The following is a 21599-nucleotide window of genomic DNA, read 5'->3' on the forward strand; positions in this document are numbered from 1 at the left end:
GACGTGGTGCCGCGCAGCGGGTCACGACTGCGGGTCACGACTGCGGGTCAGGGCTCCGGGTCAGGGCTGCGCGGGACGGCCTGCGAGGGAGCGCATGGCGAACCACGTGTAGAGCGCGGCGACCAGGGCGACCGCTGCGAGCAGGGCCAGCCCGGGCCGGTAGTTGCCCTGCCAGCCGTAGATGGCGCCCATCAGCAGGGGCGGGGCGAAGCCGCCGAGCCCGCCGGCCGCGCCGACGACGCCGGTCACCGAGCCGACCGTCCCGGCCGGTGCGACGAGGGCGACGAGCGCGAACACGGCGCCGGAGGCGGTGCCGAGCGCCGCCGCCATGGCCAGGAAGGCGATGGTGCCCACGGGAGCGAGCGGCCGCTCGAACGCGGAGACGGCGGCGAAGACCGCCACCACCGAGAAGCAGGTGACGAGCACGGGCACGGGGTGCACCCGGTCCGAGAGCCACCCGCCGATGGGGCGCATCGCGACGGCGAGGACGACGAAGCCGGCGGTGCGGACGGCGGCGTCGCCCGGGGTGAGGCCGAAGGCGTCCCGCAGGTAGGTGGGCAGGTAGACGCTGAAGGCGACGAACCCGCCGAAGCCGACGGCGTAGAGGAAGGACAGCTGCAGCGTCACCGGCATCCGGGCGGTGTCCCAGGCGCGGCGCAGCGCGCTGCCCGAGGCGGGCTGGCGACCGGGCGGGTCGCGGAGCACGATCGCGGAGACGACCGCGAACGCGGCGAGCGCCACGGCGACGAGGACGAACGGGAAGCTCAGCGCCAGCGCGTCCTTCAGCGCCACGGTGGTGAAGGAGGCGATGGCCGTGCCGCCCATGCCGATGCCGAAGATGCCGATGGCCGTCCCGCGCCGCTCCGGCGGGAACCAGGCGTTGACGAAGGGCACCCCGATGGCGAACGTCGTGCCGCCGAGCCCGAGGACGACGCCGCCCAGCACGAGCAGCGTGTACGAGTCCGGCGCCACGAGCCCCACGAACAGGACGGGGACGATCGTCAGCGCCGTCACCACGGGGAACATCACGCGGGCGCCGAAGCGGTCGGTCAGCGCGCCGACGGGGATGCGCCCGAGGGACCCGACGACGACGGGCACGGCGACCAGCAGGGACTTCTGCATCGCGGACAGCTGCAGGGAGTCGGCGAAGAAGGAGCCGAGCGGGGCGATGAGGGCCCACGCCCAGAAGTTCACGGCGAAGCCGACGGTCGCGACCGCGAGCATGGCCCAGGCGCCCGGCGGGACGGGCGTCGCCGCGGGACGGGACGCGGCGGCCCCGCCGGTGGTCGTGCCGGGAGTCGTGCCGGGGGTGCTGCCAGCGGTGTGGCGGGTGGTGCGCGCGGACGGCATCGCGCTGCTCCTCAGGGGTGCGCAGGGATGAGCGGGAAGGGGCGGGGCGCCCCCGGGGGTGCGGCTGCAGTGGTGCGGCGGCGGCGGTGCGGCCGAGGTGGTGCGGCCGAGGTGGTGCGGCGGGGCGGCTCAGCGGCGGGAGGACCCGACGCGGTCCCACCCGCGAGCGGTGGCGCGGCTGCCCAGCTGCGGGGTCCGGCTGCGGTAGACGATGTACGGGCGCGTGAAGTACCCGAGGGGCGCGCTGAACACGTGGACGAGCCGCGTGAAGGGCCACGCCGCGAACAGCGCGCAGGCCGACAGCGCGTGCAGCTGGTAGCCCAGGCCGGCCTCGGCCATCAGCTCGGGCTTCGGCGAGAAGTAGAAGAGCCCGCGGAACCACGGGGAGACCGTGTGCCGGTAGTCCACGCCCTCGCCGACGAAGTTGCCGAGCACGGTGTTGCTGAGCCCGAGCAGGATCGTGGTCGTCAGCAGGACGTACATGAGCTTGTCGTTGCGCGTGGTGGCCGAGAAGACCGGCCCCACGGTGCGCCGCCGGTAGATGAGGATGGCGAGGCCGGCGATCGTGCCGATGCCGGCGACGGCGCCCAGGCCCACGGCGACGACGTGGTAGGCGTGCTCGGGGATGCCCGCCGCCTCCGTCCAGGACGTGGGGATCCCGAGGCCGACGACGTGCCCGCCGAGGGCGGCGAGGATGCCGAAGTGGAACAGCGGGCTGCCCCAGCGCAGCAGCCGGCTCTCGTAGAGCTGGGACGAGCGCGTCGTCCACCCGAACTTGTCGTACCGGTAGCGCCAGTAGTGCCCGACGACGAACACCGCCATGGCCACGTAGGGGACGACCACCCAGAGCACGACGTCGAGGGGGTTCACGCGGAGGCTCCTGTCGAGGAGGCGCTCTCGAGGTCCGAGGGGCGCCGGAGGGTGGGAGTCGGCAGGGCGGTCGTGCTCCGCCCGGGAGGGGTCCCGGTAGGTGGCCCGGGCATGACGTCGGGCGGGGAGAACGGCGTCGTGCCGTACGGGTCCAGGCCCACGTCCTCGGTCGGCGGGCCCTGGCGGGCCAGCGCCAGCACGGACTCGCGGTCCTGCGCGGGCAGGGCCGGCAGAGTGGCGCACACGGCCCGCAGCACGTCGACGTAGGGCGAGCCGCGCTCCTCCAGGGCCAGCCGGATGAGCTCGACCCCCGTGCGGTACGAGGTCAGCAGCCGCTCCCCGCGCCGGGCGTCGCCCGTGGCGGCGAACTCCAGGACGACCGCGAGGTGGTCGGGGAGCTCGGCGTCGCCGAGGGCCAGCCCGGCGCGGGAGTACAGGTGCTTGAACTGCAGCAGCGCCATCCCGCGCTTCCGGGTGTCGCCGTAGGTGTAGTAGGTCAGGTACAGCGAGCACCGCCGGCGCAGGTCGAAGGTCGCGACGTAGTCGGCCTGCTGCTGGGCCAGGGGCGTCGTCTCCACGTGGTCGAGCGCGCGGCCGAGCGGACCGGCGAGGTCGACCGGCAGCGGCGCTACGGCGGCGCGCAGCAGCGGCAGCCGGGACTGCAGCTCCTCGCCGGGGTAGTCGAGCAGGAGCGAGGCGACCTGGCGGGCCGTGGCCCGCTGGGCGTCGCCGGCGCTCCCCGCGGAGCCGCGGGTGCCCCGCCTCACGGCCTCGGCTCCGGGTCACCGCTCGTCGGGTCGTGGTCGAGGCTGCCCGGCTCACCGGGCTGGGTGCCCCCGCCGGTGGGCTCGTCCGTCGGCCGCGCCTCGCCGTCGCGGCGCGGGAACAGCCTCTCGGGCGCGCCCTTGCCGTCCCAGTTCAGGAGGTTGACGCGCTGCGACTTGTCCCGCGGGGCGGCGATCGTGTCCGTGGTCTGCCGCTGGGCGAGCATGTGGAAGTTCTCCACCGCGATGGGGGTGGTGCCCCCCGACGTCTCGCCGAACGGCCCCCAGCCCCCGTCCGGCCCGCCCATCCCCGGGCCGCCGTCGTAGTCGAGAGAGCAGCCCGAGGCGTACTCCTCACCGCCCGGGCCGTGCTCGCTGTGCGCGGTGGGGATGACGTACCGGTCCTCGTACTTGGCGATGGCGAGCAGGCGGTGCATGTCCTCGACGTCGCGCCCGGTCATGCCGACCGCCTCGGCGATCGACTCCTGCGCCGGGCGGCCCAGGTTCAGGTCGCGCATGTACGAGCGCATGGCGCCGAGCTTGCGCAGCACCCGGGTCACCCGGTCGGTGTCCCCGGCGGTGAAGAGCTCGGCCAGGTACTCCACGGGGATCCGCAGCGACTCGATGGCGCCGAAGAGGTTGCCGGCCTCCTCGCCGTCGTGGCCCGTCTCGGTGAGGGCGTCGACGACGGGCGACAGCGGCGGGATGTACCAGACCATCGGCATCGTGCGGTACTCCGGGTGCAGGGGCAGGGCCACCTGGTACCGGTTGATCAGCGCGTAGATCGGGGAGCGCTGGGCCGCGTCGATCCAGTCCTCGGCGATGCCGGCCCGGCGGGCGGCGCGGATGACCTCCGGGTCCTCGGGGTCGAGGATCAGCGACCGCTGGGCGTCCTGGAGGTCCTGCGGGTCGGGCGTCGAGCCGGCCTCGAGGACGCGGTCGGCGTCGTAGAGGACGATGCCCATGCAGCGCAGGCGCCCCACGCACGTCTCGGAGCAGACCGTCGGGATGCCGACCTCCACGCGCGGGAAGCAGAACGTGCACTTCTCGGCCTTGCCGGTGCGGTGGTTGAAGTAGATCTTCTTGTAGGGGCACCCGGTGACGCACATGCGCCACCCGCGGCAGCGGTCCTGGTCGACCAGGACGATCCCGTCCTCCTCGCGCTTGTAGATGGCGCCGGAGGGGCAGGAGGCCGCGCACGAGGGGTTGATGCAGTGCTCGCAGATCCGCGGCAGGTAGAACATGTAGGTCTGCTCGAACTTCTCCTTGACCTCGGCCGAGATCTTGCGGAGCACCGGGTCGGCCTGCGTCAGCTCCGGTGCGCCGCCGAGGTCGTCGTCCCAGTTGGCGCTCCACTCCACCTTCATGGGCTTGCCCGTGATCATCGACTCCGGCCGCGCGACCGGCGTGTGCTCCTGCACCGGGGCGTTCAGCAGGGTGTCGTAGTCGTACGTCCACGGCTCGTAGTAGTCGCCCATCGACGGCTGCACCGGGTTGGAGAAGATCGTCATCAGCCGCCGGAGCCGGCTGCCGGTGCGCAGCTGCAGCCGGCCCCCGCGGCCGACCACCCAGCCGCCCTTCCAGCGCTCCTGGTCCTCGTAGGTCCGCGGGTAGCCCTGGCCGGGGCGGGTCTCGACGTTGTTGAACCACACGTACTCGACGCCCGAGCGGTTGGTCCACGCCTGCTTGCAGGTGACCGAGCAGGTGTGGCATCCGATGCACTTGTCGAGGTTCATGACCATGCCCATCTGGGCCATCAGCCTCATCGAGCCGCTCCGCTCGTGGTCGCTGCGCTCCTGGGCATCAGTACTGGACCTCCTGGTCGCGGCGGCGGATCACGGTGACCTCGTCGCGCTGGTTGCCGGTCGGGCCGAGGTAGTTGAAGGCGAAGGAGAGCTGGGCGTACCCGCCGATCAGGTGCGTCGGCTTGAGGAACAGGCGCGTGAGGGAGTTGTGGATGCCGCCGCGCTTGCCGGACGTCTCCGCGAGCGGGACGTCGATGAGCCGGTCCTGCGCGTGGTGCATGTAGACGGTGCCCTCGGGCATGCGCTCGGACACGATCGCCCGGGCGACGACGACGCCGTTGCGGTTGACCGCCTCGATCCACTCGTTGTCCTTCACGCCGATCGCGGCGGCGTCCTGCGTGCTCATCCAGATCGTCGGGCCGCCCCGGGAGAGGGAGAGCATGAAGAGGTTGTCCTGGTACTCGGAGTGGATCGACCACTTGTTGTGCGGCGTCAGGTACCGCACGGTGATCCCGAGCTCGCCCTTCTCGCCGACGTGCGGCTCGCCGAAGAGCGCGTGCATGTCGAGCGGCGGCCGGAAGACCGGCAGGTTCTCGCCCGCCTCGGTCATCCAGTCGTGGTCGAGGAAGAAGTGCATGCGCCCCGTGAGGGTGTGCCACGGCTTGAGCCGCTCGACGTTCACCGTGAAGGGCGAGTACCGGCGCCCGCCGGTCTCGCTGCCCGACCACTCCGGGGAGGTGATGACCGGCGTCGGCCGCTGCTGCGTGTCGACGAAGGTGATCAGGTCGCCCTCGCGCTCGGCGGCGAGGTCGGCCAGGCGCCGGCCCGTGCGCTCCTCGACGTGCTCGAACCCCTGGACGGCCAGGCGCCCGTTCGTCGTGCCCGACAGGGCGAGGATGGTCTCGCACCAGTGCACGTCGCGGGTCAGGTTCGGGCGCCCGTCGGCCACCCCGCTCCCGCGGAAGGCGCCGTTCTTGCGGCGCAGGTGGTCGACCTCCCGGTCCGGCGTGGTCAGGACGCCCTTGACCTGCAGCCCCTTCTCCTCCACGAGCGGCCCGAGCGAGGCCCACTTGCTGGCCACGGCCCCGTAGTCCCGCTCGATCACCTGGATCTTGGGCATCGTCCGGCCCGGGACCGGCTCGCACTCGCCCTTCGCCCAGTCCTGCACGACCCCGCGGGGGTTGGCCATCTCGTCCGGGGTGTCGTGCAGCAGCGGCAGGGCCACCAGGTCGCGCCGCACGCCCAGGTGCTCGGTGGCGAGGCGGCTGAAGGAGCGGGCGATGGCTCCCCACGCGTCGAAGTCCGTGCGCGTCTCCCACGGCGGCGAGATCGCCGGGTTGAAGGAGTGCACGTAGGGGTGCATGTCCGTGGTGCTGAGGTCGTGCTTCTCGTACCAGGTGGCCGCCGGCAGCACGATGTCGGAGAAGACCGTGGTGCTGGTCATCCGGAAGTCCAGCGTCAGCAGCAGGTCGAGCTTGCCGGTGGGCGCCTCCTCCCTCCAGCGCAGGTCCTTCGGCCGCGCCTCGGGCGGCGTCTCGGACGCGCGGACGGAGGAGTCGGCGCCGAGCAGGTGCTTGAGGAAGTACTCGTTGCCCTTGGCGGAGGAGCCCAGCAGGTTCGCGCGCCAGATGGACAGGATCCGGGGGAAGTTCTCCGGTGCGTCGGGGTCCTCGCCCGCGAAGCGCAGCCGGCCCTCCGTGAGCTCGTCGACCACGTGCTGCCCCGGCTCCTTGCCCGCGGCCTCGGCCTCGTCCGCCAGGTCCAGCGGGTTGCGGTCGAAGGTCGGGTAGGAGGGCATCCAGCCCATCCGCGCCGACTCCGCCAGGACGTCGGCGGGGGCCCTGCCCTCGAACCGCCCCGTGCCGAGCGGGGAGGAGACGCCCTCCATCGTCGTCTGGTCGTAGCGCCACTGGTCGGTGTGCAGGTACCAGTACGCGGTCTGGATCATCTGGCGCGGCGGACGCGCCCAGTCCAGCGCGCCGGCCAGCGTCATCCACCCGGTGACGGGTCGGCACTTCTCCTGCCCGACGTAGTGGGCCCAGCCGCCGCCGTTGACGCCCTGGCAGCCCGTGAGCGTCGTCAGGGTGAGGAAGGCGCGGTAGATGGTGTCGGAGTGGTACCAGTGGTTGGTGCCGGCGCCCATGATGATCATGGAGCGGCCGCCGGAGTCCTCCGCGTTCTGGGCGAACTCGCGCCCGATCTTCGCGGCGGCGGCGGCGGGGACGCCGGTCAGCTCCTCCTGCCAGGCGGGCGTGCACGGCTCGCTCGCGTCGTCGAGCCCGCTCGGCCACTGCCCGGGCAGCCCGGGGCGGCCGACGCCGTACTGCGCGAGCAGCAGGTCGTAGACCGTGGTCACCAGGTGGCCGCCGACGCGGCGCGCCGGGACGCCGCGGCGCAGGACGGCGCCCTCGCCGCGGGGGGTGTCGAAGCGCGCGAGGTCCACCTCGACCGCGTCCTGCACGGCGCCGTCGGCGCCGCTCCCGGAGCCGGGCAGGTCGAGCAGGGACAGCGCGGGGTCGACCTCGCCCAGGTCGAGGTTCCAGCGGCCCTTGCCCTCCTCGCCGAAGCGGAAGCCGAGCGAGCCGTTCGGGGCGTGCGCCTGCCCGTCGGCGGAGTCGATCAGCACGGTCTTGAACTCCGCGCCCTCGCCCGTGGCGCCGAGGTCGGCGGCGGTGAGGAACTTGCCCGGGACGTAGGCGTCGCCGCGCTGCTCGAGGGTGAGCAGGAACGGCAGGTCGGTGTAGCGCTTGACGTAGTCGACGAAGCGCGGCACCTGCCGGTCGACGAAGAACTCCTGGAGGACGACGTGGCCCATCGCCATCGCCAGCGCGCCGTCGGTGCCCGGGTGCGGGGCCAGCCAGTCGTCGGCGAACTTGGTCGCGTCCGAGTAGTCGGGCGACATCACGACGACCTTCTGCCCGCGGTAGCGCGCCTCGGTCATCCAGTGGGCGTCGGGCGTGCGGGTGACGGGGACGTTGGAGCCCCACAGCACGAGGTAGGACGCGTCCTACCAGTCGCCGGACTCCGGCACGTCGGTCTGGTCGCCGAAGACCTGCGGGGAGGCGACCGGCAGGTCGGCGTACCAGTCGTAGAAGGACAGCATCGGGGCGCCGATGAGCGACATGAACCGCGAGCCGGCCGCGTGGGAGACCATCGACATCGCGGGGATCGGGGAGAAGCCGGCGACGCGGTCCGGGCCGTAGGTCCCGATGGTGTGCACGTGGGCGGCGGCGATCATCTCCGTCGCCTCGTCCCAGCTGGCGCGGACGAGGCCGCCCTTGCCGCGCTCGGACTTGTACCGGCGAGCCCGCTCGGGGTCGCTGACGACGTCCTCCCACGCCAGCACCGGGTCGCCGAGGCGCTGCTTCGCCTCGCGGTACATCTCCAGCAGGGACCCGCGCACGTAGGGGTAGCGGACCCTGGTGGGGGAGTAGGTGTACCAGGAGAAGGCGGCGCCGCGGGGGCAGCCCCGGGGCTCGTACTCGGGGCGGTCCGGCCCGGTCGACGGGTAGTCCGTCTGCTGCGCCTCCCACGTGATGATGCCGTCCTTGACGTACACCTTCCACGAGCACGAGCCCGTGCAGTTCACGCCGTGCGTCGAGCGGACGACCTTGTCGTGGGACCAGCGGTCCCGGTAGAAGCTGTCGGCGTCGCGGCCGCCGGCCTGGTGCAGGGAGCGCAGGTCGGCGCTCACCTCGCCCTTGCGGAAGAAGCGCGACGTGCGGACGAGGGCCTCGTAGACCTGCCCGTCGAAGCCGCCCTCCCCCAGGCTCGTGCTGGTCCTGCCCTCGCTGGTGCTGGTCACAACCGTGTCCTCCTCGTGCCCGTGGCCGTCCGCCCGTGGCGCTGCTGCTCTCGGTCCGGCGGGGGGCGTCCTCCTGCCCCGCCGGGTGCGCGCTGCGACGTGGTCAGCCCTCGGCGAGCACCTGCTCGTGCTCGGCGACGGTGAGCAGGACCACCGAGTCCTCCAGCGCCTCCAGGGCGTGGACGGCGTCGGGGACGGCGAGGAGCTCGCCCTCGGCGGCCTCGCCCGCGTCGTCGCCGGCGGTCATCCGCACCCGGCCGAGGAGCACCTGGACCGTGGCCTCGCCCGGGTTGCGGTGCTCGGAGAGGGAGGCGCCCGACAGCAGCGCGATCGCCGTCTGCCGCAGCAGGTGCCCGGAGCCGCCGGAGACCGTCCGCGCCGACCGCTGCGCCGGCGCCGTCCGGGCGCGGTCGAGCTCGTCTCGGGCGAGGGCGGTCAAGGAGGTCCTGTCCATGCCCCGACCCTGGGGGACCTGGGCGGTCCGCCCCCTAGGACCTACGTCCCGCGACCAGGGACCTCCGGCGAGCGGTCGGCCGCGGAGGGGAGCGGAGACTGCCTGCGGGGCAGATGGTCCCGCCGGAGGAGGTCTCTCGATGTGCAGCTACTGCGGGTGCCGGGACGTCGTCCTGATCGGCCAGCTCACCGCGGAGCACGAGGCCGTCGTCAACGCCGGCGGCCTGCTCCAGCGGGCGGTCGCCGCGGGCGAGACACACCGGGCGGTCCGGCTCCTGGAGGAGCTGGAGTCCCTCCTGCACCCCCACACCGCCCTCGAGGAGCGCGGCCTCTTCGCCGAGCTGCGCCAGGACGAGGTCTTCACCGAGCACGTCGACCGGCTCTGCGGCGAGCACCGAGACCTCGACGAGCGGCTCGCCGTGTGCCGCGGCGGGGACTGGTCGGGCCTCGAAGCCCTCCTCTTCGCCCTGCGCGAGCACATCGAGAAGGAGGAGAACGGCCTCTTCCCGGCGGCGCTCACCTCCCTCGACGGCGACCAGTGGGAGCGCCTGCACGAGGACCCCGCCGTCACCGGCACCCCCCAGCACGCGCACCCGCACGACCAGGACCACCAGCACGCCCACGGCCACGACCACCCGCACGACCACGACTCCGCGCGCCCCCAGGCCCAGGTCTGACCAGCACCGGTGCTGCGGCCCTCGGCCGCCTCGTCAGCAGGGGCGCCCGCGCCGACGGGAGCCGCGCGGGCGACCCCCTCCGGTCGCCCGCCGCTCCTCGCCCGCCGGGCACCTCCGGGAGCGCGCCTCGCCGCGCCCCGACTTCTCCGCCCGCCCGCCCGCCCGCCCGCCCGTCCGCTCGCCCGCCCAGCGGGCGGGCACGGGCCGACCGGTCCGCGCCGTGGGCGGGACGGACTGCGGCGCAGGGCGACGCGTCCGCGCGCCCCGTCGAGGCCACCGTCGTCGACGGCGCGCGGGTCAGCGGCGCCGGCCCTCGACGATGTCGGCGTGCACCCGCACCAGGACCTCGCCGGGGCGGCGGGGCACACCGGTGCGCGCCATCGCGGCGGCCAGGCCGCCGTCGACGTCGACGACCTCCGCCCGGCCGGTGACGGTGACCGACCACTCAGCCGGAGCCGGCGCGGTCGAGGGCCCGCCGAGGACCGGCACCGGGCCGCCGTCGGCCTGCACGGCGACGACGCCGCCGTGCGCCGCGCGGGCCAGGGTCGACCCCGCGCGGGCCAGCAGCACGAGCGTCGAGCCGTCCAGGACCACCGGGACGGCGTCGAGCGCCGGCAGCGCCCCGCTGGTGTAGGCCACCCGCACCCGCCGGACGCCGCTGAGCAGCCGCCAGCACGTGGCGAGGTCGACCTCGGTGCCGTCGCCGGTGCCGTCGCCGGGGTCCAGGTCGGGGCCCAGGTCGGGGCCCGGGCCGCGGCGCGGGGCTGCACCGACGGGGGCGGTCGGGGGGAGGGGGCTCACCGAGCCAGGATCGGCACCCGCGGGGCGGCTCACCCCGGGACGAAGGTCCCCCGCGACGGGCCCCAGGCCCCCTCTACGGTGCTCGGGTGCCCCTGCGCGTCTTCCTCCTCGACGACCACGAGATCGTCCGCCGCGGCCTGCGCGACCTGCTGGAGCAGGCCGGCGACCTCGAGGTGGTCGGCGAGGCGTCGACCGCCGCCGAGGCGCTGCGCCGCATCCCGGCGACGCGCCCGGACGTCGCCGTCCTCGACGCGCGCCTGCCGGACGGCTCCGGCATCGACGTGTGCCGCGAGGTCCGCTCCGCCGACCCGAGCATCCGGGCGCTGGTCCTCACGTCCTTCGACGACGACGACGCGCTCTTCGCCGCGATCATGGCCGGGGCCGCGGGGTACGTGCTCAAGCAGGTGCGCTCGGCCGACCTCGTCGACGCCGTGCGCCGGGTGGGCGCCGGCCAGTCGCTGCTCGACCCGGCGGTGACCGCGCGCGTGCTGGAGCGGCTGCGCAGCGGCCCCGCCGAGGACCCGCGGCTGGCCTCGCTGACGCCGACCGAGCGCTCGGTGCTCGACCGCATCGCCGAGGGGAAGACCAACCGGCAGATCGGCTCCGAGCTCTTCCTCGCCGAGAAGACGGTGAAGAACCACGTGACGGGGCTGCTCGCGAAGCTGGGGATGGAGCGCCGGACCCAGGCCGCGGTGTTCGTCGCGCGCCTGCACGAGGAGCGCTGACCCGCGGCGCCGCCCGGCGGCGGTGCGTCCCTACAGGGGCACGCGCCAGCGCACCGACGCCCCGCCCGCCGCGCCGGGGCCGATCTCCAGGACGCCGCCGCGGGCCCGCGCCCGCTGCTCGAGGTTGGCGAGGCCGCTGCGCCGCCCCGGCCCCGACGGCACGCCGCGGCCGTCGTCGACGACGCTGACGAGCGCCTCCTCACCGACCTCCACCCGCACGTCGACCGCGCTCGCCCCCGCGTGCCGGGCGGCGTTGGACAGCGCCTCGCGCAGCACCGCCAGCAGGTCCGCCCGCAGCGGCGCCGGGACCGAGCCGAGCGGGCCGCCCACGACCAGCGACGGCGCGAAGCCGAGCCGGTCGGCGGCGAGGGCGAGCTCGTGGTCGACGTCGGCGCGCAGGTCGCCCTCGCCGGGGCGGCTGTGGAGGGCGAAGATCGTGCGCCGCACGTCCTTGATCGTCTCGTCGAGGTCGTCGACCGCCCGGTCCAGCCGCTGCGCCAGCGGGGCCGGGACGGCGCCCTGGCCCACCGCCTGCAGCGACAGCCCGACGGCGAAGATCCGCTGGATGACGAGGTCGTGGAGGTCGCGGGCGATGCGGTCCCGGTCGCCGTAGACCGCGAGCCGCGCCCGGTCGGCCTGCGCCCGGGCCACCTCGAGGGCGAGCGCGACCTGCTCGGCGAAGGCCGAGACCTCGGCGGCGTCCTGGTCCAGGACGTGCTGGGCCGCCTCGCGGCCGGCTCCCCGCGGCCAGGCGAGCACGAGCAGCCCCGTGACGTCGTCGGCGCCGGCGGGCAGGTCGTCGCGCCGCCGTCCCAGGGGCCGCACGAGCGCAGCGCCCCGCTCCGGCAGGTCCAGGGCGCGCGCCAGCGGCCCCGGGGCCCAGTGCAGCTCGTCGCACTCCAGCCCTTCGCCGTCGCGGCAGGCCGCGTCCGCCGTCACGGCGACGTCCTCCGGCAGGTGGTCGCCGACGGCGAGGCCGACCTCGCCGTCGACGGCCTCGACGACCAGCGGCCCCCCGCCCGCGGCCAGGAGGAGGGCGGCCCCGCCGGCGCCGGCGGCCGCACGGGCCTGCCCCGTGATCTCCTGGGTGCCCGCCGCGCGGCCGTTGCCCACGAGGGAGCGGGCGGCCGTGGCGGCTGCGGCCAGCCAGCGCTGGCGGCGCAGCCCCTGCTCGAAGAGGCGCGCGTTGTCGACCGCCGCGCCGGCCGCGGACGCCAGCGCGCTGACGACGGCCTCGTCGTCGGCCGTGAAGCCGCCGCCCTCGTCGTCCCCGCCGCCCTGCTTGTCCGTCAGGTACAGGTTGCCGAACACGCGGTCACCGGTGCGGACGGGCACCCCGAGGAAGCCGCGCATGCGGGGGTGGTCGGCCGGGAAGCCGACCGAGCGCGGGTGCTGGGCGATGTCGTCCAGGCGCAGGGGCTCGGGGTGGCGGATGAGCTCGCCGAGCACGCCGCGGCCGCGGGGGAGGTCCCCGATGCGGGCGATGGTCTCCGCGTCCAGGCCGGAGGTGACGAAGTCGGTCAGGAGCCCGTCGGGCCCGATGACGCCCAGGGCGGCGTAGCGGGCCCCGGACAGCAGGCGCGCGGCACTGACGATGCGCTCCAGGACGGCGTGCAGGTCCAGGTCCCCGCCGATCGCCACGACCGCGTCGAGCAGCGCCTCCCAGCGGCCGTCGAGGGGTCCGCTCCCCACCGGCTCGGCGGGGAGGTCGCTCCCGGACCCCACGGAGCTCGGCGTGACCCGCGGCGTCGCCGAGGGCGGCGCGGCGTCGGCCAGCCGGTAGTCCGCGGAGGGCGCCGAGGGGTCGCCCCCGGGGTCGGACGTCGAGGGACTGGCCACGCGCGGCGATGCTACGCACCACCGGTCCCCGCTCGCGATCATGACCCGGACGTCGGTCCGGCGGCTGTGAGGATGCCGCCATGGCTGACCGACGGATCGACCTGCAGGCGGCGGCGCGCGAGCGCGCGCCCAAGACCGGCCCGGCGCTGTACGCGGGGGTCGTGGCGCTGGTCGTCCTGTCCGTCTGCGGGCTCGTCGGGCTGCTCGTGGGGCAGCCGCTGGTCTTCCCCAGCCTCGCGCCCACGGTGATGCTCTTCGTCGAGAGCCCGCACCAGCAGACGTCGGCGCCCCGCAGCGTCGTCGTCGGGCACGGCATCGCGCTCGTGGCGGGCTCCAGCAGCCTCCACCTGTCCGGGCTGGCCGACCACCCGCCGGTGACGGAGGAGGGGCTGACGCTCCTGCGCGTCGTCGTGGCCGCGGTGGCGGTCGGGGTGACGGCGTTCCTCCTGTCGCGGCTGGAGGCCCCGCACCCGCCGGCCGGGGCGACGGCGCTGCTGTTCAGCCTCGGCGTCCTGACGAGCTGGTCCGACGTGGCCACCGTGGCCGGAGGGGTCCTGCTGCTGACCGTCGTCGGCGTGGGCCTCAACCGGCTCCTCGGCGTCCGGCAGAGCCTGTGGGGACCCGAGGGCGAGTCGGGCGTCTGACCCGCCCGCCCCTCGGGCCGGTCAGTCGGCCGACGCGACGGGCTCGCGGTCGCGCGCCCGGGGCTCGCGCGGCACGAGCAGCCCGACGAGCGCACCGGAGGCGACGATCACCGCGCCGACGAGCAGGCCGCGGTCGTAGCCGGCGGCCAGGGCCTCGACGCCCGCGGCCCCGGCGGACGCCGCGGCGTCGGCGTCCTCGGTGCCCAGCACCGAGGCGGTGTGGGCGGCGGCGATCGTGGACAGGACGGCCAGGCCGATGGCGCCGCCCATCTGCCGCGAGGTGTTGATGAGCCCCGACGCCAGGCCGGCCTGCTCGCCGGGGACGCCGGCCGTGGCCGCGGCGGCCAGCTGGACCATGGTCAGGCCGATGCCCAGGCCGGCCAGCATCGTCGGCCCGAGCAGCTCGCCGACGTAGCTGCCGCTCGGCGAGGACGCCGACAGCCACAGGAGGCCGGCCGCGGAGACGAGGGGCCCGACGACGAGCAGCGGCCGGGGACCGGTGCGCTGGGCGATGCGCCCGGAGACCACCGTCCCGGCCACGAGGGCCAGGCTCGCGGGCAGGAACGCCAGGCCGGCGTCGAGGGCGTCGAAGCCGTAGACGCGCTGCAGCTGCAGCGACATGAAGAACCAGAACGAGAACATGCCCATGCCGACGGTGAGGGCGACGCCGTTCGCGGCGGACAGGGCGCGGCGCCGGAAGATGTCCAGCGGGACGAGCGGGCGGGGCGCGTGGCGCTCGATGAGCACGAACAGCGCCAGCAGCGCGAGGCCGACGGCGATCGGGGCGAGCACGACCGCGGACGTCCACGAGCTCGTCTCCGCGCTCACGACGCCGTAGACGACGGACGTCAGGCCGAGGGTCACGGTCAGGCTGCCGGGCACGTCGAGGTCGCGCAGGCGGCGGACGACGGGCGCGGAGCCGACCAGCGCCCACGCCGCCCCCGCGATGAGCAGGACGCCGAGCGGCACGTTGACGAAGAGCACCCACCGCCAGCTGAGCAGCTCGGTCAGCACACCGCCGACGAGCCCGCCCATCGCGCCGCCGGCGCCGCCGACCGCGCCCCACACGCCGAGGGCCCGGGCGCGCTCGGCCGGCTCGGTGTAGGTCGTCGTCAGGAGGCTGAGCGTGGCCGGCGCGAGGACGGCACCGCCGACGCCCTGCGCCGCGCGCGCCGCCACGAGCCAGGTCTCGGTCTGCGCGAACCCGCCGACCAGGCTGGCCAGCGAGAAGAGCGCCACCCCCCACAGGAACACGCGCTTGCGCCCGAAGAGGTCGCCCGCGCGCCCGCCGAGCAGCAGCAGCCCCGCGAAGGCCAGGGCGTAGGCGTTGACCACCCACTGCAGGCCGGCGGTCGACAGGCCCAGGTCCGTGCGCATCGACGGCAGCGCGACGTTCACGATGCTCACGTCGAGGATGACCATGAACTGCGCCGTCGCCGCGACGACCAGGACCATCCAGTGCGGCACGTCGCGCCGTCGGCGCGCGCGGCCGCCCGACGGCCGACCGCCGACCGGGTCGTCGGCGCCGCTGGTGCGGGGCGCAGTGGCGGTCACGGGCTGCTCCGAACTCTCGGGTCGTGCGAGGACGGCCGCGCGCGTGCCCGACCACGAGCGGCAAGCGCGGCGGCCGCCGCGGCATTCCGAGGGCCTCCCGGCACCCCGCACCGGCGGGGCCGGTCACGCGCGTCCCGCGGGGGCGAGGGAGCTCCTGCGGGGCGCCCGGCGGGCGGGCCGAGCACCGGGCTCAGGACGCGGTCGGCGGCACCGGCCCCGGGGGGACCGGTCGGCTGAAGGAGTAGCCCTGCGCCAGGTCGCAGCCGAGGGCCTCGAGCGCCGCGCGCTGCTGGGGCGTCTCCACGCCCTCGCCGACGACGACCACGCCCAGGGCGTGGCCGAGGCCCACGCAGCTCGCCACGATGGCGTGGTCGCGCGGGTCGGTGGTCATCCCCGCGACGAAGGAGCGGTCGATCTTCAGCTCGTCCACGGGGAACCGCTTGAGGTAGGTGAAGCTCGAGTAGCCGGTGCCGAAGTCGTCGACCGCCAGGTGCAGGCCGAGCGCCCGGAGGCTGCTCAGCGCGGCGAGCGCCACCTCGGGCTCGCGCATCAGCGCGGTCTCGGTGATCTCCAGCACCAGGCGGGGCGCGGGGAGGCCGTGCCGCTCGAGCAGCTCGGTGATGGCGGGGACCAGCTCGGGGTCGACCAGCTGGCGCGCCGACACGTTGACGGCCATCTGCACCGCCGCGCCGTCGGGGTGCCGCTCCCAGCGCACGGCCTGGGCGACCGCCTCCTCGAGGACCCAGGCGCCGAGCTCGCGGACCAGGCCGGACTCCTCGGCGACGTCGACGAACTCCGAGGGAGGCAGCAGGCCGCGGGTGGGGTGCTGCCAGCGCACGAGCGCCTCGACGCCCACGACGGCGCCGCTGCCGACCTCCACGCGCGGCTGGTAGTGCAGGCGCAGCTGGCCGTCGGTGATGGCGTGCCGCAGCTGCTCGAGCAGGAGGAGGCGGTCGGCGGTCGGGTCCGCGCAGCCCGTCTCGTGCCGCCGCCAGCAGGCGCGGCCCGCGGCCTTGGCGCGGTACATCGCGGCGTCGGCGCGCTGCAGCAGGCGCTCGCCGGCCTCGTCCGCGCCGTCGCCGGGGCCGCCCTCCCGGGTGGCGACGCGCGCGCCCGCGGCGTCGTCGGCGACCGCCACCCCGATGCTCGCCGACACGACGACCTCGACGCCGGACAGCAGGACGGGCGCCCCGAGGGCGGCGAGGAGCCCCTCCGCGAGGGGCGGCACGTCGTCGACCGGCACGCCGTGCAGGACGGCGAACTCGTCGCCCGCCAGGCGCGCCAGCACGGCGTCCTCCGGCAGCGCGGTGCGCAGCCGGGACGCGGCCGCGACGAGGAGCTCGTCGCCGGAGGCGTGGCCGAGGCTGTCGTTGACCGTCTTGAAGCCGTCGAGGTCGATGTAGAGGACCGCCGCCGGCGCCTCGCGGTCGGCTGCCCGCAGCGCGCGGTCGAGGACCTCCAGCAGCCCGGTGCGGTTGAGCAGCCCCGTCAGCGGGTCGTGGCGCACCAGGTGCTGCGCCTGCGCCTCGGCCTCGGCGGTGCGGGCCTCGGACGCCTCCGCCCGACGTCGCGCCGTCAGCAGGCCCAGCTCGTAGCGCCGCCGCCCGGCGGCGCTGAAGAGGGCCACGAGCACCGACCCGTCGCCGTCCAGGCGGACGGCGCTCAGCAGCGCGGCCTGCCGGGTCCCGTCGGCGCCGCGGATCTGCAGGGCGACCTCGTCCAGGCGACCGGTGAGGGTGAGCTGGGGGAGCCCGTTCGTGCTGTAGAGGATGCGGTCGCCCACGGGCAGCAGCCGCGTGAAGGCGGAGCCGACGACGTCCTCGCGCCCGTGGCCGGTCCATCGCAGGAACGTCTCGTTGACGTCGGTGACCAGGCCCTCCGCGGACACGAGCAGGTGGGCGCAGGGCGCCGCGTGCCACAGGGCCTCGACGTCGGGGCGTGCGGGGACGAGCGGCGGCACGGCCGGCTGCTCGCCCCCCTCGCGGTCCGCCCGCGGCCGGGGCGGGGCGGACGAGCGCGGCGGGGCGCCGGCAGCCGGCGCCTCGACGCCGCGGTCGCGGGGCTCGGTCACGACCGCACGCGCAGGTGGGCGCGGATCGCCGCGGCGGTCTCCGCGGGCGCGCTGACGTGCGGGCAGTGGCCCGTCGCGCGCAGGTGGACGAGCGTGCTGTGCGGCAGGGCGCGGTGCACGTGGGCACCGACCTCCGGGGGGGCGAGCGCGTCCTGCCGGCACTGCAGGACGACGGCGTGGACGGGCACCCGCGGGAGCAGGTCCCGGCTGTCGGACAGGAAGGTGAGCCGGGCGACGTCGCGCGCGACGTCGGGGTCGAGCCGGCAGAAGCCCGCCTCGAGCGCCTCCCCCAGGTGGGGCGCGTCCGGGTTGCCCATGACGACGGGGGCCATCGTCTCCGCCCAGGCGAAGTAGTTGCTGTCGAGGGACTCCAGCAGCTCCTCGACGTCCTCGGTCGAGAAGCCGCCGACGTAGCCGGTCTCCGGGTCGTCGACGTAGCGCGGCGAGGGGGCCACGAGCACGAGCTGGGCGATCCGGCTCGCGTCCCGCGCGGCGGCGGCGACCGCGACCATCGCGCTGATGGAGTGGCCGACCACGACGGCCTCCCGCAGGTCGAGGGCCTCGCAGATCTCCAGCAGGTCCTCGGCGTAGCCGTCGACCGTCGCGTAGCGCCGGGGGTCGTACGCCTCGCGGTCCGAGCGCCCGGCTCCCACCTGGTCGTAGAGGACGACCCGGTGGTCCTCGGTGAAGCGCAGGGCGACGTCGCGCCACATGTCCTGGTCGGAGCCGAACCCGTGCGCGAAGACGACCGGGGTCGCCCCCGACCGGCCCAGCTGGGTGACGTGGTGGCGTCGCGTGACCGCGGCGGCGCTCGGAGCGGGCATGGTCGTCTCCTGGGGCTGTCGCGGTCGTCTCCTCGAGGTGGGTGGGCGAGCGCGCCTCGTGCTGGACGCGCTGCGCCACCTGCGCTCCCCATCGGCACCGGCGCCGGCGGACTTGAGCGCCCGCGCGCCGCGAGCTGGGCGGCCGCTGACCTGGACGGGTGCTGCCGCAGCGCGCGGGCTCCCGCGGGCGGCGCCCGCGCCGATGGCCGGGGTGTGGACCTCTTCGCGCCCCGCGACGCCAGGGCGGCCGCCCGCGCCCTCCAGGTGGTGCTGCTGCTGGCGGCGGCCGTGCTCGGGGGCGGCGCGGCCGTGCACCCGCCCGCGGCGGGCGGAGCGGTCGTGGTCGCCGTGGTGCTGTCCATGGTCGTCGTCGCGGGACTGCTCGTGCGCGTGCGCTGCCCCGGGTGGGCCTTCGGCCTGCTGCCCGTGCTCGGCGTCGCGGCGGTGGCGGTCCTCGACGCGCTGACGCGCGACGCCACCACCGCCGCCCAGGTCTTCTTCCTGCTGCCCGTCCTCTTCGCCGCCACGCACCTGCGCCCCACGGGCGCCTGGCTCGTGACGGCGATCTCCGTCACGGGCGAGGCCGTCACGACCCTCCTGCTGCTGCCGCTCCCGCAGGCCCTCACGGACTGGGCGTTCGTCAGCGTCGTGGCCGTCACGACCACGCTCCTGCTGGTCCGCGTGAACGGGCAGCGCGACCGGCTGCTCGCCGAGCTCCGCCGCCAGGCCGCCGTGGACCCGCTGACCGGGCTGGTCACGCGGCGGGTCCTGGACGACGCGGCCGCCTGCGCCCTGACGTCCGCGGACGCCGCGGACGGCACGGCGCTCGTCGTCGTGGACGTCGACCACTTCAAGGGGGTCAACGACACCCACGGGCACCCGGTCGGCGACGCGCTGCTGGTCCACCTCGGCGGGCTGCTGCGCGAGGTGAGCGGCCCGTCCGCGGTGGTGAGCCGCCTGGGCGGGGACGAGCTGGCGGTGCTCCTGCCCGGGGAGTCCCTCGCCGGCGCCGCGCGGCGCGGCGCGGCGGTCGTCGAGGTGGTGCGCGCACGGCCGCTCCTCCTCGACGGGCGCGGCGGGGCGCCGCTGCCCACCACCGTCAGCGTCGGGGTCGCCCACGCGCCGTCCCACGCCGCCGACCTGCCGGGGCTCTACCGTGCGGCGGACGCAGCGCTCTACCGGGCCAAGCGCACCGGTCGGGACGGCGTCGCCGTGGCCGGGGCGCCGGAGCGGGAGAGCGGTGCGGCGGTCCCCGGCGGGGCGCCGACCCCGGCGCCACCCGCCCAGCGCGCCTCGACCCCGGGCGCGGCGCTCGCGCCGCGGGCCTGAGGGGCCCCGGTGGAGCACCTCGGGCCGGGCGTCGAGGACGCCGGGCCCCGTGCCGCGCGCACGGGGGCGAGCCGGACGTCCAGCACGGCAGCGCGCACCGCCCACGACCCCGCGCTCCTCGTCGGCTGGTGCGTCCTCGTGGCCCTGGCGGTCGCGCTCGGGCGCTCGACGCGCGCGGAGGGCACCGAGATGAGCCTCGTGGGCCCCGTCGCCGCCGTGACCTACCTCGGGTCGCTGGCGGCGCGCCGCCGCGGCTGGCCCGCGGTGCTGGCCGTCGTCGGCCTGGGCGGCGCCGTGTCGGCGACGACCAACCTCGTCCTCGGCGCCGAGCCCGGGGTGGCCGCGGCCTTCGGCGCCGCCCACGCGGTGCACGGCCTCGTCGCCGCGGAGGCGCACGTGCGGCTCGCCCGCCGGGGGCGCAGGCCCCTGCGCCCGGCAGCGCGCCCCCGGTTCCGCGAGCCGGCCGACCTCACCGCCCTCATCGCCAGCGCCCTGGCGGGGTCGCTGGCCAGCGCGCTCGTCGGCCCGGCCGCCCTGGCCGTGGCGGACGGGGACCCGCTGCTGCAGACGGCGGGCGAGTGGACGCTGCGCAACGTCGCGAGCACGGTCGTGCTGGCGGGCGCCGTCCTCGCGCTGGGCGACCGCGCCGCCCGCCGGTCCGCGGGCCGGCCCCCGGCGGCCCGGTCGCTGCGCCGGCTGCCGCGCGGGCGCCACCTCGGGCTGGGAGGGCTGCACCTCGGCGCGTGGCTGGTCTACGCGCTGGTCTACGTGGTCTGGAGGGACGTGCCCGTCTCCTTCGTCACCCTCCCGCTGTCCCTGCTGCTGGCCCTGCGCACCACCCCCGCCCACGCGGCGGTCCACTCCGTCGTCGCGGGCGTCGTCGTCGTGGCCGGGACGCACGCGGGGAGCGGGCCCTTCTCGATGCTCGACCCCGGGGCGCGCGTCGTGGTGGCGCAGGGCTTCGTGGCGGTGGCGGCCGGCGCCGCGATGGCGCTGGCGCTGTACCGCCGCCAGCGCGACGAGCTGCTGGCGGGGCTCACCCGGGCGCAGGCGGCGGCCGACGACCGGGCGGACCTGCTGCGCCGCGGCTTCGACGACGCCCCGGCGGGCATGGCCCTCGTCGACCTCGCCCGGTGCCCGACGAGCGTCCTGGGAGGTCCCCCCGGGGGCGCTGCTGCCGGGGGCGCGCCGCCGTCCTCGGGCGGCTGCGCGCGGGTCCGCGTCGTCAACGCCTCCTTCGGCGCCTTCCTCGACGTCGCTCCCGCCGCGCTCGCGGGCACCCCCGTCCGGGAGCTCCCGGCTGCGCACCAGGGCGAGGGCCCGTGCGCGCTGGAGGTCGTGGGCGCCGGCGACGAGCGCTCGACGTGCGAGCACGTCACGGCGGGGGGCCGCCGGGGGCGGCTCGACGTCACCCGCATCACCCCGCGGCACAGCCGGCCGTACCTGCTCGTCAGCGTCGAGGACATCACCGCCCAGCGGCACCTGGAGCTGGCGCTGCGCCACCAGGCCGAGCACGACGAGCTCACGGGGCTGCCGGGTCGCGAGGTCCTGACGGCCCGGCTGCGGGAGGCGGTGGACCGGGGCGCGGCGGTCGGTGTGCTGTTCGTGGACCTGGACGGCTTCAAGGCGGTCAACGACTCGGCGGGGCACGCCGCGGGCGACGAGCTGCTGCGCGTCGTCGCGGCCCGGCTGACGGCGGCCGTGCGCCCGGGCGACCTCGTCGCGCGCTTCGGGGGCGACGAGTTCGCCGTGCTGTGCCGGGACGTCGGCTCGGCGCGGGCGCTCGTGGCCGTCGGCTCCCGGGTGGTCCAGCTCCTGGAGGAGCCGGTGGCGCTCGCGGGCGGGTCCCAGTCCATCAGCGCCAGCGTCGGGGCGTGCACGGCGACGGGCCCGGACGCCGACGCCGACGCCGTCCTCCGCCGCGCCGACGCGGCCATGTACGCGGCGAAGCGCTCGGGCCGCGGTCAGGTGCGCCTGCACGGCTCGGGGCGGTTGCCGGCGCCCCGGCGGCCGGAGCAGTGGCGGCCGGAGCAGCGGCGGTCGGAGCAGCGGGAGCCGGGGGCGCCGCTGCTGGGGCGCGCATCCCGGGGGTAGCGCACGCCGGCCGGCGCCTCCCGCCTCCTCCTGCGCGGAGGGCGCGGGGGGCGC

Annotated in this window: 14 protein-coding genes and 2 pseudogenes; 5 read left to right on the forward strand and 11 right to left on the reverse strand. The window is 76.1% G+C overall.

All coding sequences use genetic code 11. The annotated features are described in order from the left end of the window. Positions 1–60: 60 nt before the first annotated feature. From Q0848_RS12310 to Q0848_RS12335, 6 genes and pseudogenes are all read right to left on the reverse strand, one after another. Positions 61–1224, reverse strand: a complete 1164-nt coding sequence (locus Q0848_RS12310) for an MFS transporter (RefSeq protein ID WP_366146584.1) — start codon at positions 1222–1224, stop codon at positions 61–63. 255 nt (positions 1225–1479) lie between these two features. Continuing rightward, entirely contained in the window at positions 1480–2220 is a 741-nt protein-coding gene (gene narI, locus Q0848_RS12315) for a respiratory nitrate reductase subunit gamma (RefSeq protein ID WP_299037952.1), read from the reverse strand. Continuing rightward, positions 2217–2987, reverse strand: a complete 771-nt coding sequence (gene narJ / locus Q0848_RS12320) for a nitrate reductase molybdenum cofactor assembly chaperone (protein ID WP_299037955.1) — start codon at positions 2985–2987, stop codon at positions 2217–2219. The genes narI and narJ overlap by 4 nt, the downstream gene beginning before the upstream one ends. Next, positions 2984–4750, reverse strand: a complete 1767-nt coding sequence (gene narH / locus Q0848_RS12325; protein ID WP_299037957.1) for a nitrate reductase subunit beta — start codon at positions 4748–4750, stop codon at positions 2984–2986. Before narH ends, narJ begins: the two co-directional genes overlap by 4 nt. Before the next feature lie 37 nt (positions 4751–4787). Next, positions 4788–8534 (reverse strand): annotated as a pseudogene (locus tag Q0848_RS12330) (nitrate reductase subunit alpha). 103 nt (positions 8535–8637) lie between these two features. After that, complete coding sequence (locus Q0848_RS12335; RefSeq protein ID WP_299037959.1) at positions 8638–8988, reverse strand: cupin domain-containing protein; 351 nt, start codon at positions 8986–8988, stop codon at positions 8638–8640. Positions 8989–9127: 139 nt separating this feature from the next. Between Q0848_RS12335 and Q0848_RS12340 the strand changes: the two are divergent. Then, positions 9128–9538: pseudogene (locus tag Q0848_RS12340) on the forward strand (hemerythrin domain-containing protein); the annotation flags it as partial. Positions 9539–9961: 423 nt separating this feature from the next. Here the strand turns inward: Q0848_RS12340 and Q0848_RS12345 are convergent. Then, positions 9962–10465, reverse strand: a complete 504-nt coding sequence (locus tag Q0848_RS12345; RefSeq protein WP_299037963.1) for a pyridoxamine 5'-phosphate oxidase family protein — start codon at positions 10463–10465, stop codon at positions 9962–9964. 86 nt (positions 10466–10551) lie between these two features. On the opposite strand from Q0848_RS12345, the gene Q0848_RS12350 reads away from it, so the two are divergent. Beyond that, positions 10552–11190 (forward strand): response regulator transcription factor, encoded by a 639-nt coding sequence (locus tag Q0848_RS12350; RefSeq protein ID WP_299037964.1) that lies wholly within the window; start codon positions 10552–10554, stop codon positions 11188–11190. Between the two features lie 30 nt (positions 11191–11220). Here Q0848_RS12350 and Q0848_RS12355 read toward each other — a convergent pair whose 3' ends face one another. After that, on the reverse strand, positions 11221–13029 hold the full coding sequence (locus Q0848_RS12355; RefSeq protein ID WP_299037966.1) for a GAF domain-containing protein: 1809 nt from the start codon (positions 13027–13029) through the stop codon (positions 11221–11223). An 80-nt stretch (positions 13030–13109) separates the two neighbouring features. Here Q0848_RS12355 and Q0848_RS12360 point away from each other — a divergent pair, with 80 nt between their 5' ends. Further along, on the forward strand, positions 13110–13673 hold the full coding sequence (locus Q0848_RS12360; protein WP_299037968.1) for an HPP family protein: 564 nt from the start codon (positions 13110–13112) through the stop codon (positions 13671–13673). A gap of 21 nt (positions 13674–13694) precedes the next feature. Here Q0848_RS12360 and Q0848_RS12365 read toward each other — a convergent pair whose 3' ends face one another. The 3 genes from Q0848_RS12365 to Q0848_RS12375 all read right to left on the reverse strand — a co-directional run bounded on the left by Q0848_RS12365 (position 13695) and on the right by Q0848_RS12375 (position 18122). Further along, a complete protein-coding gene (locus Q0848_RS12365) occupies positions 13695–15227 on the reverse strand; it encodes a DHA2 family efflux MFS transporter permease subunit (RefSeq protein WP_299037970.1) in 1533 nt (510 codons plus the stop codon). Positions 15228–15417: 190 nt separating this feature from the next. After that, on the reverse strand, positions 15418–17298 hold the full coding sequence (locus tag Q0848_RS12370; RefSeq protein WP_299037972.1) for a bifunctional diguanylate cyclase/phosphodiesterase: 1881 nt from the start codon (positions 17296–17298) through the stop codon (positions 15418–15420). Next, a complete protein-coding gene (locus Q0848_RS12375; protein ID WP_299037974.1) occupies positions 17295–18122 on the reverse strand; it encodes an alpha/beta fold hydrolase in 828 nt (275 codons plus the stop codon). The genes Q0848_RS12370 and Q0848_RS12375 overlap by 4 nt, the downstream gene beginning before the upstream one ends. Positions 18123–18335: 213 nt before the next feature. Between Q0848_RS12375 and Q0848_RS12380 the strand changes: the two genes are divergently transcribed. Together Q0848_RS12380 and Q0848_RS12385 are read left to right on the forward strand one after the other, a co-directional pair. Then, positions 18336–19451 (forward strand): GGDEF domain-containing protein, encoded by a 1116-nt coding sequence (locus Q0848_RS12380; protein ID WP_299037977.1) that lies wholly within the window; start codon positions 18336–18338, stop codon positions 19449–19451. A gap of 9 nt (positions 19452–19460) precedes the next feature. Further along, on the forward strand, positions 19461–21545 hold the full coding sequence (locus tag Q0848_RS12385; RefSeq protein WP_299037979.1) for a GGDEF domain-containing protein: 2085 nt from the start codon (positions 19461–19463) through the stop codon (positions 21543–21545). Positions 21546–21599: the final 54 nt, after the last annotated feature.

Origin of the sequence: uncultured Pseudokineococcus sp. (assembly GCF_947495735.1) — a bacterium.
In the GTDB taxonomy this organism is placed as follows: Bacteria; Actinomycetota; Actinomycetes; order Actinomycetales; family Quadrisphaeraceae; genus Pseudokineococcus.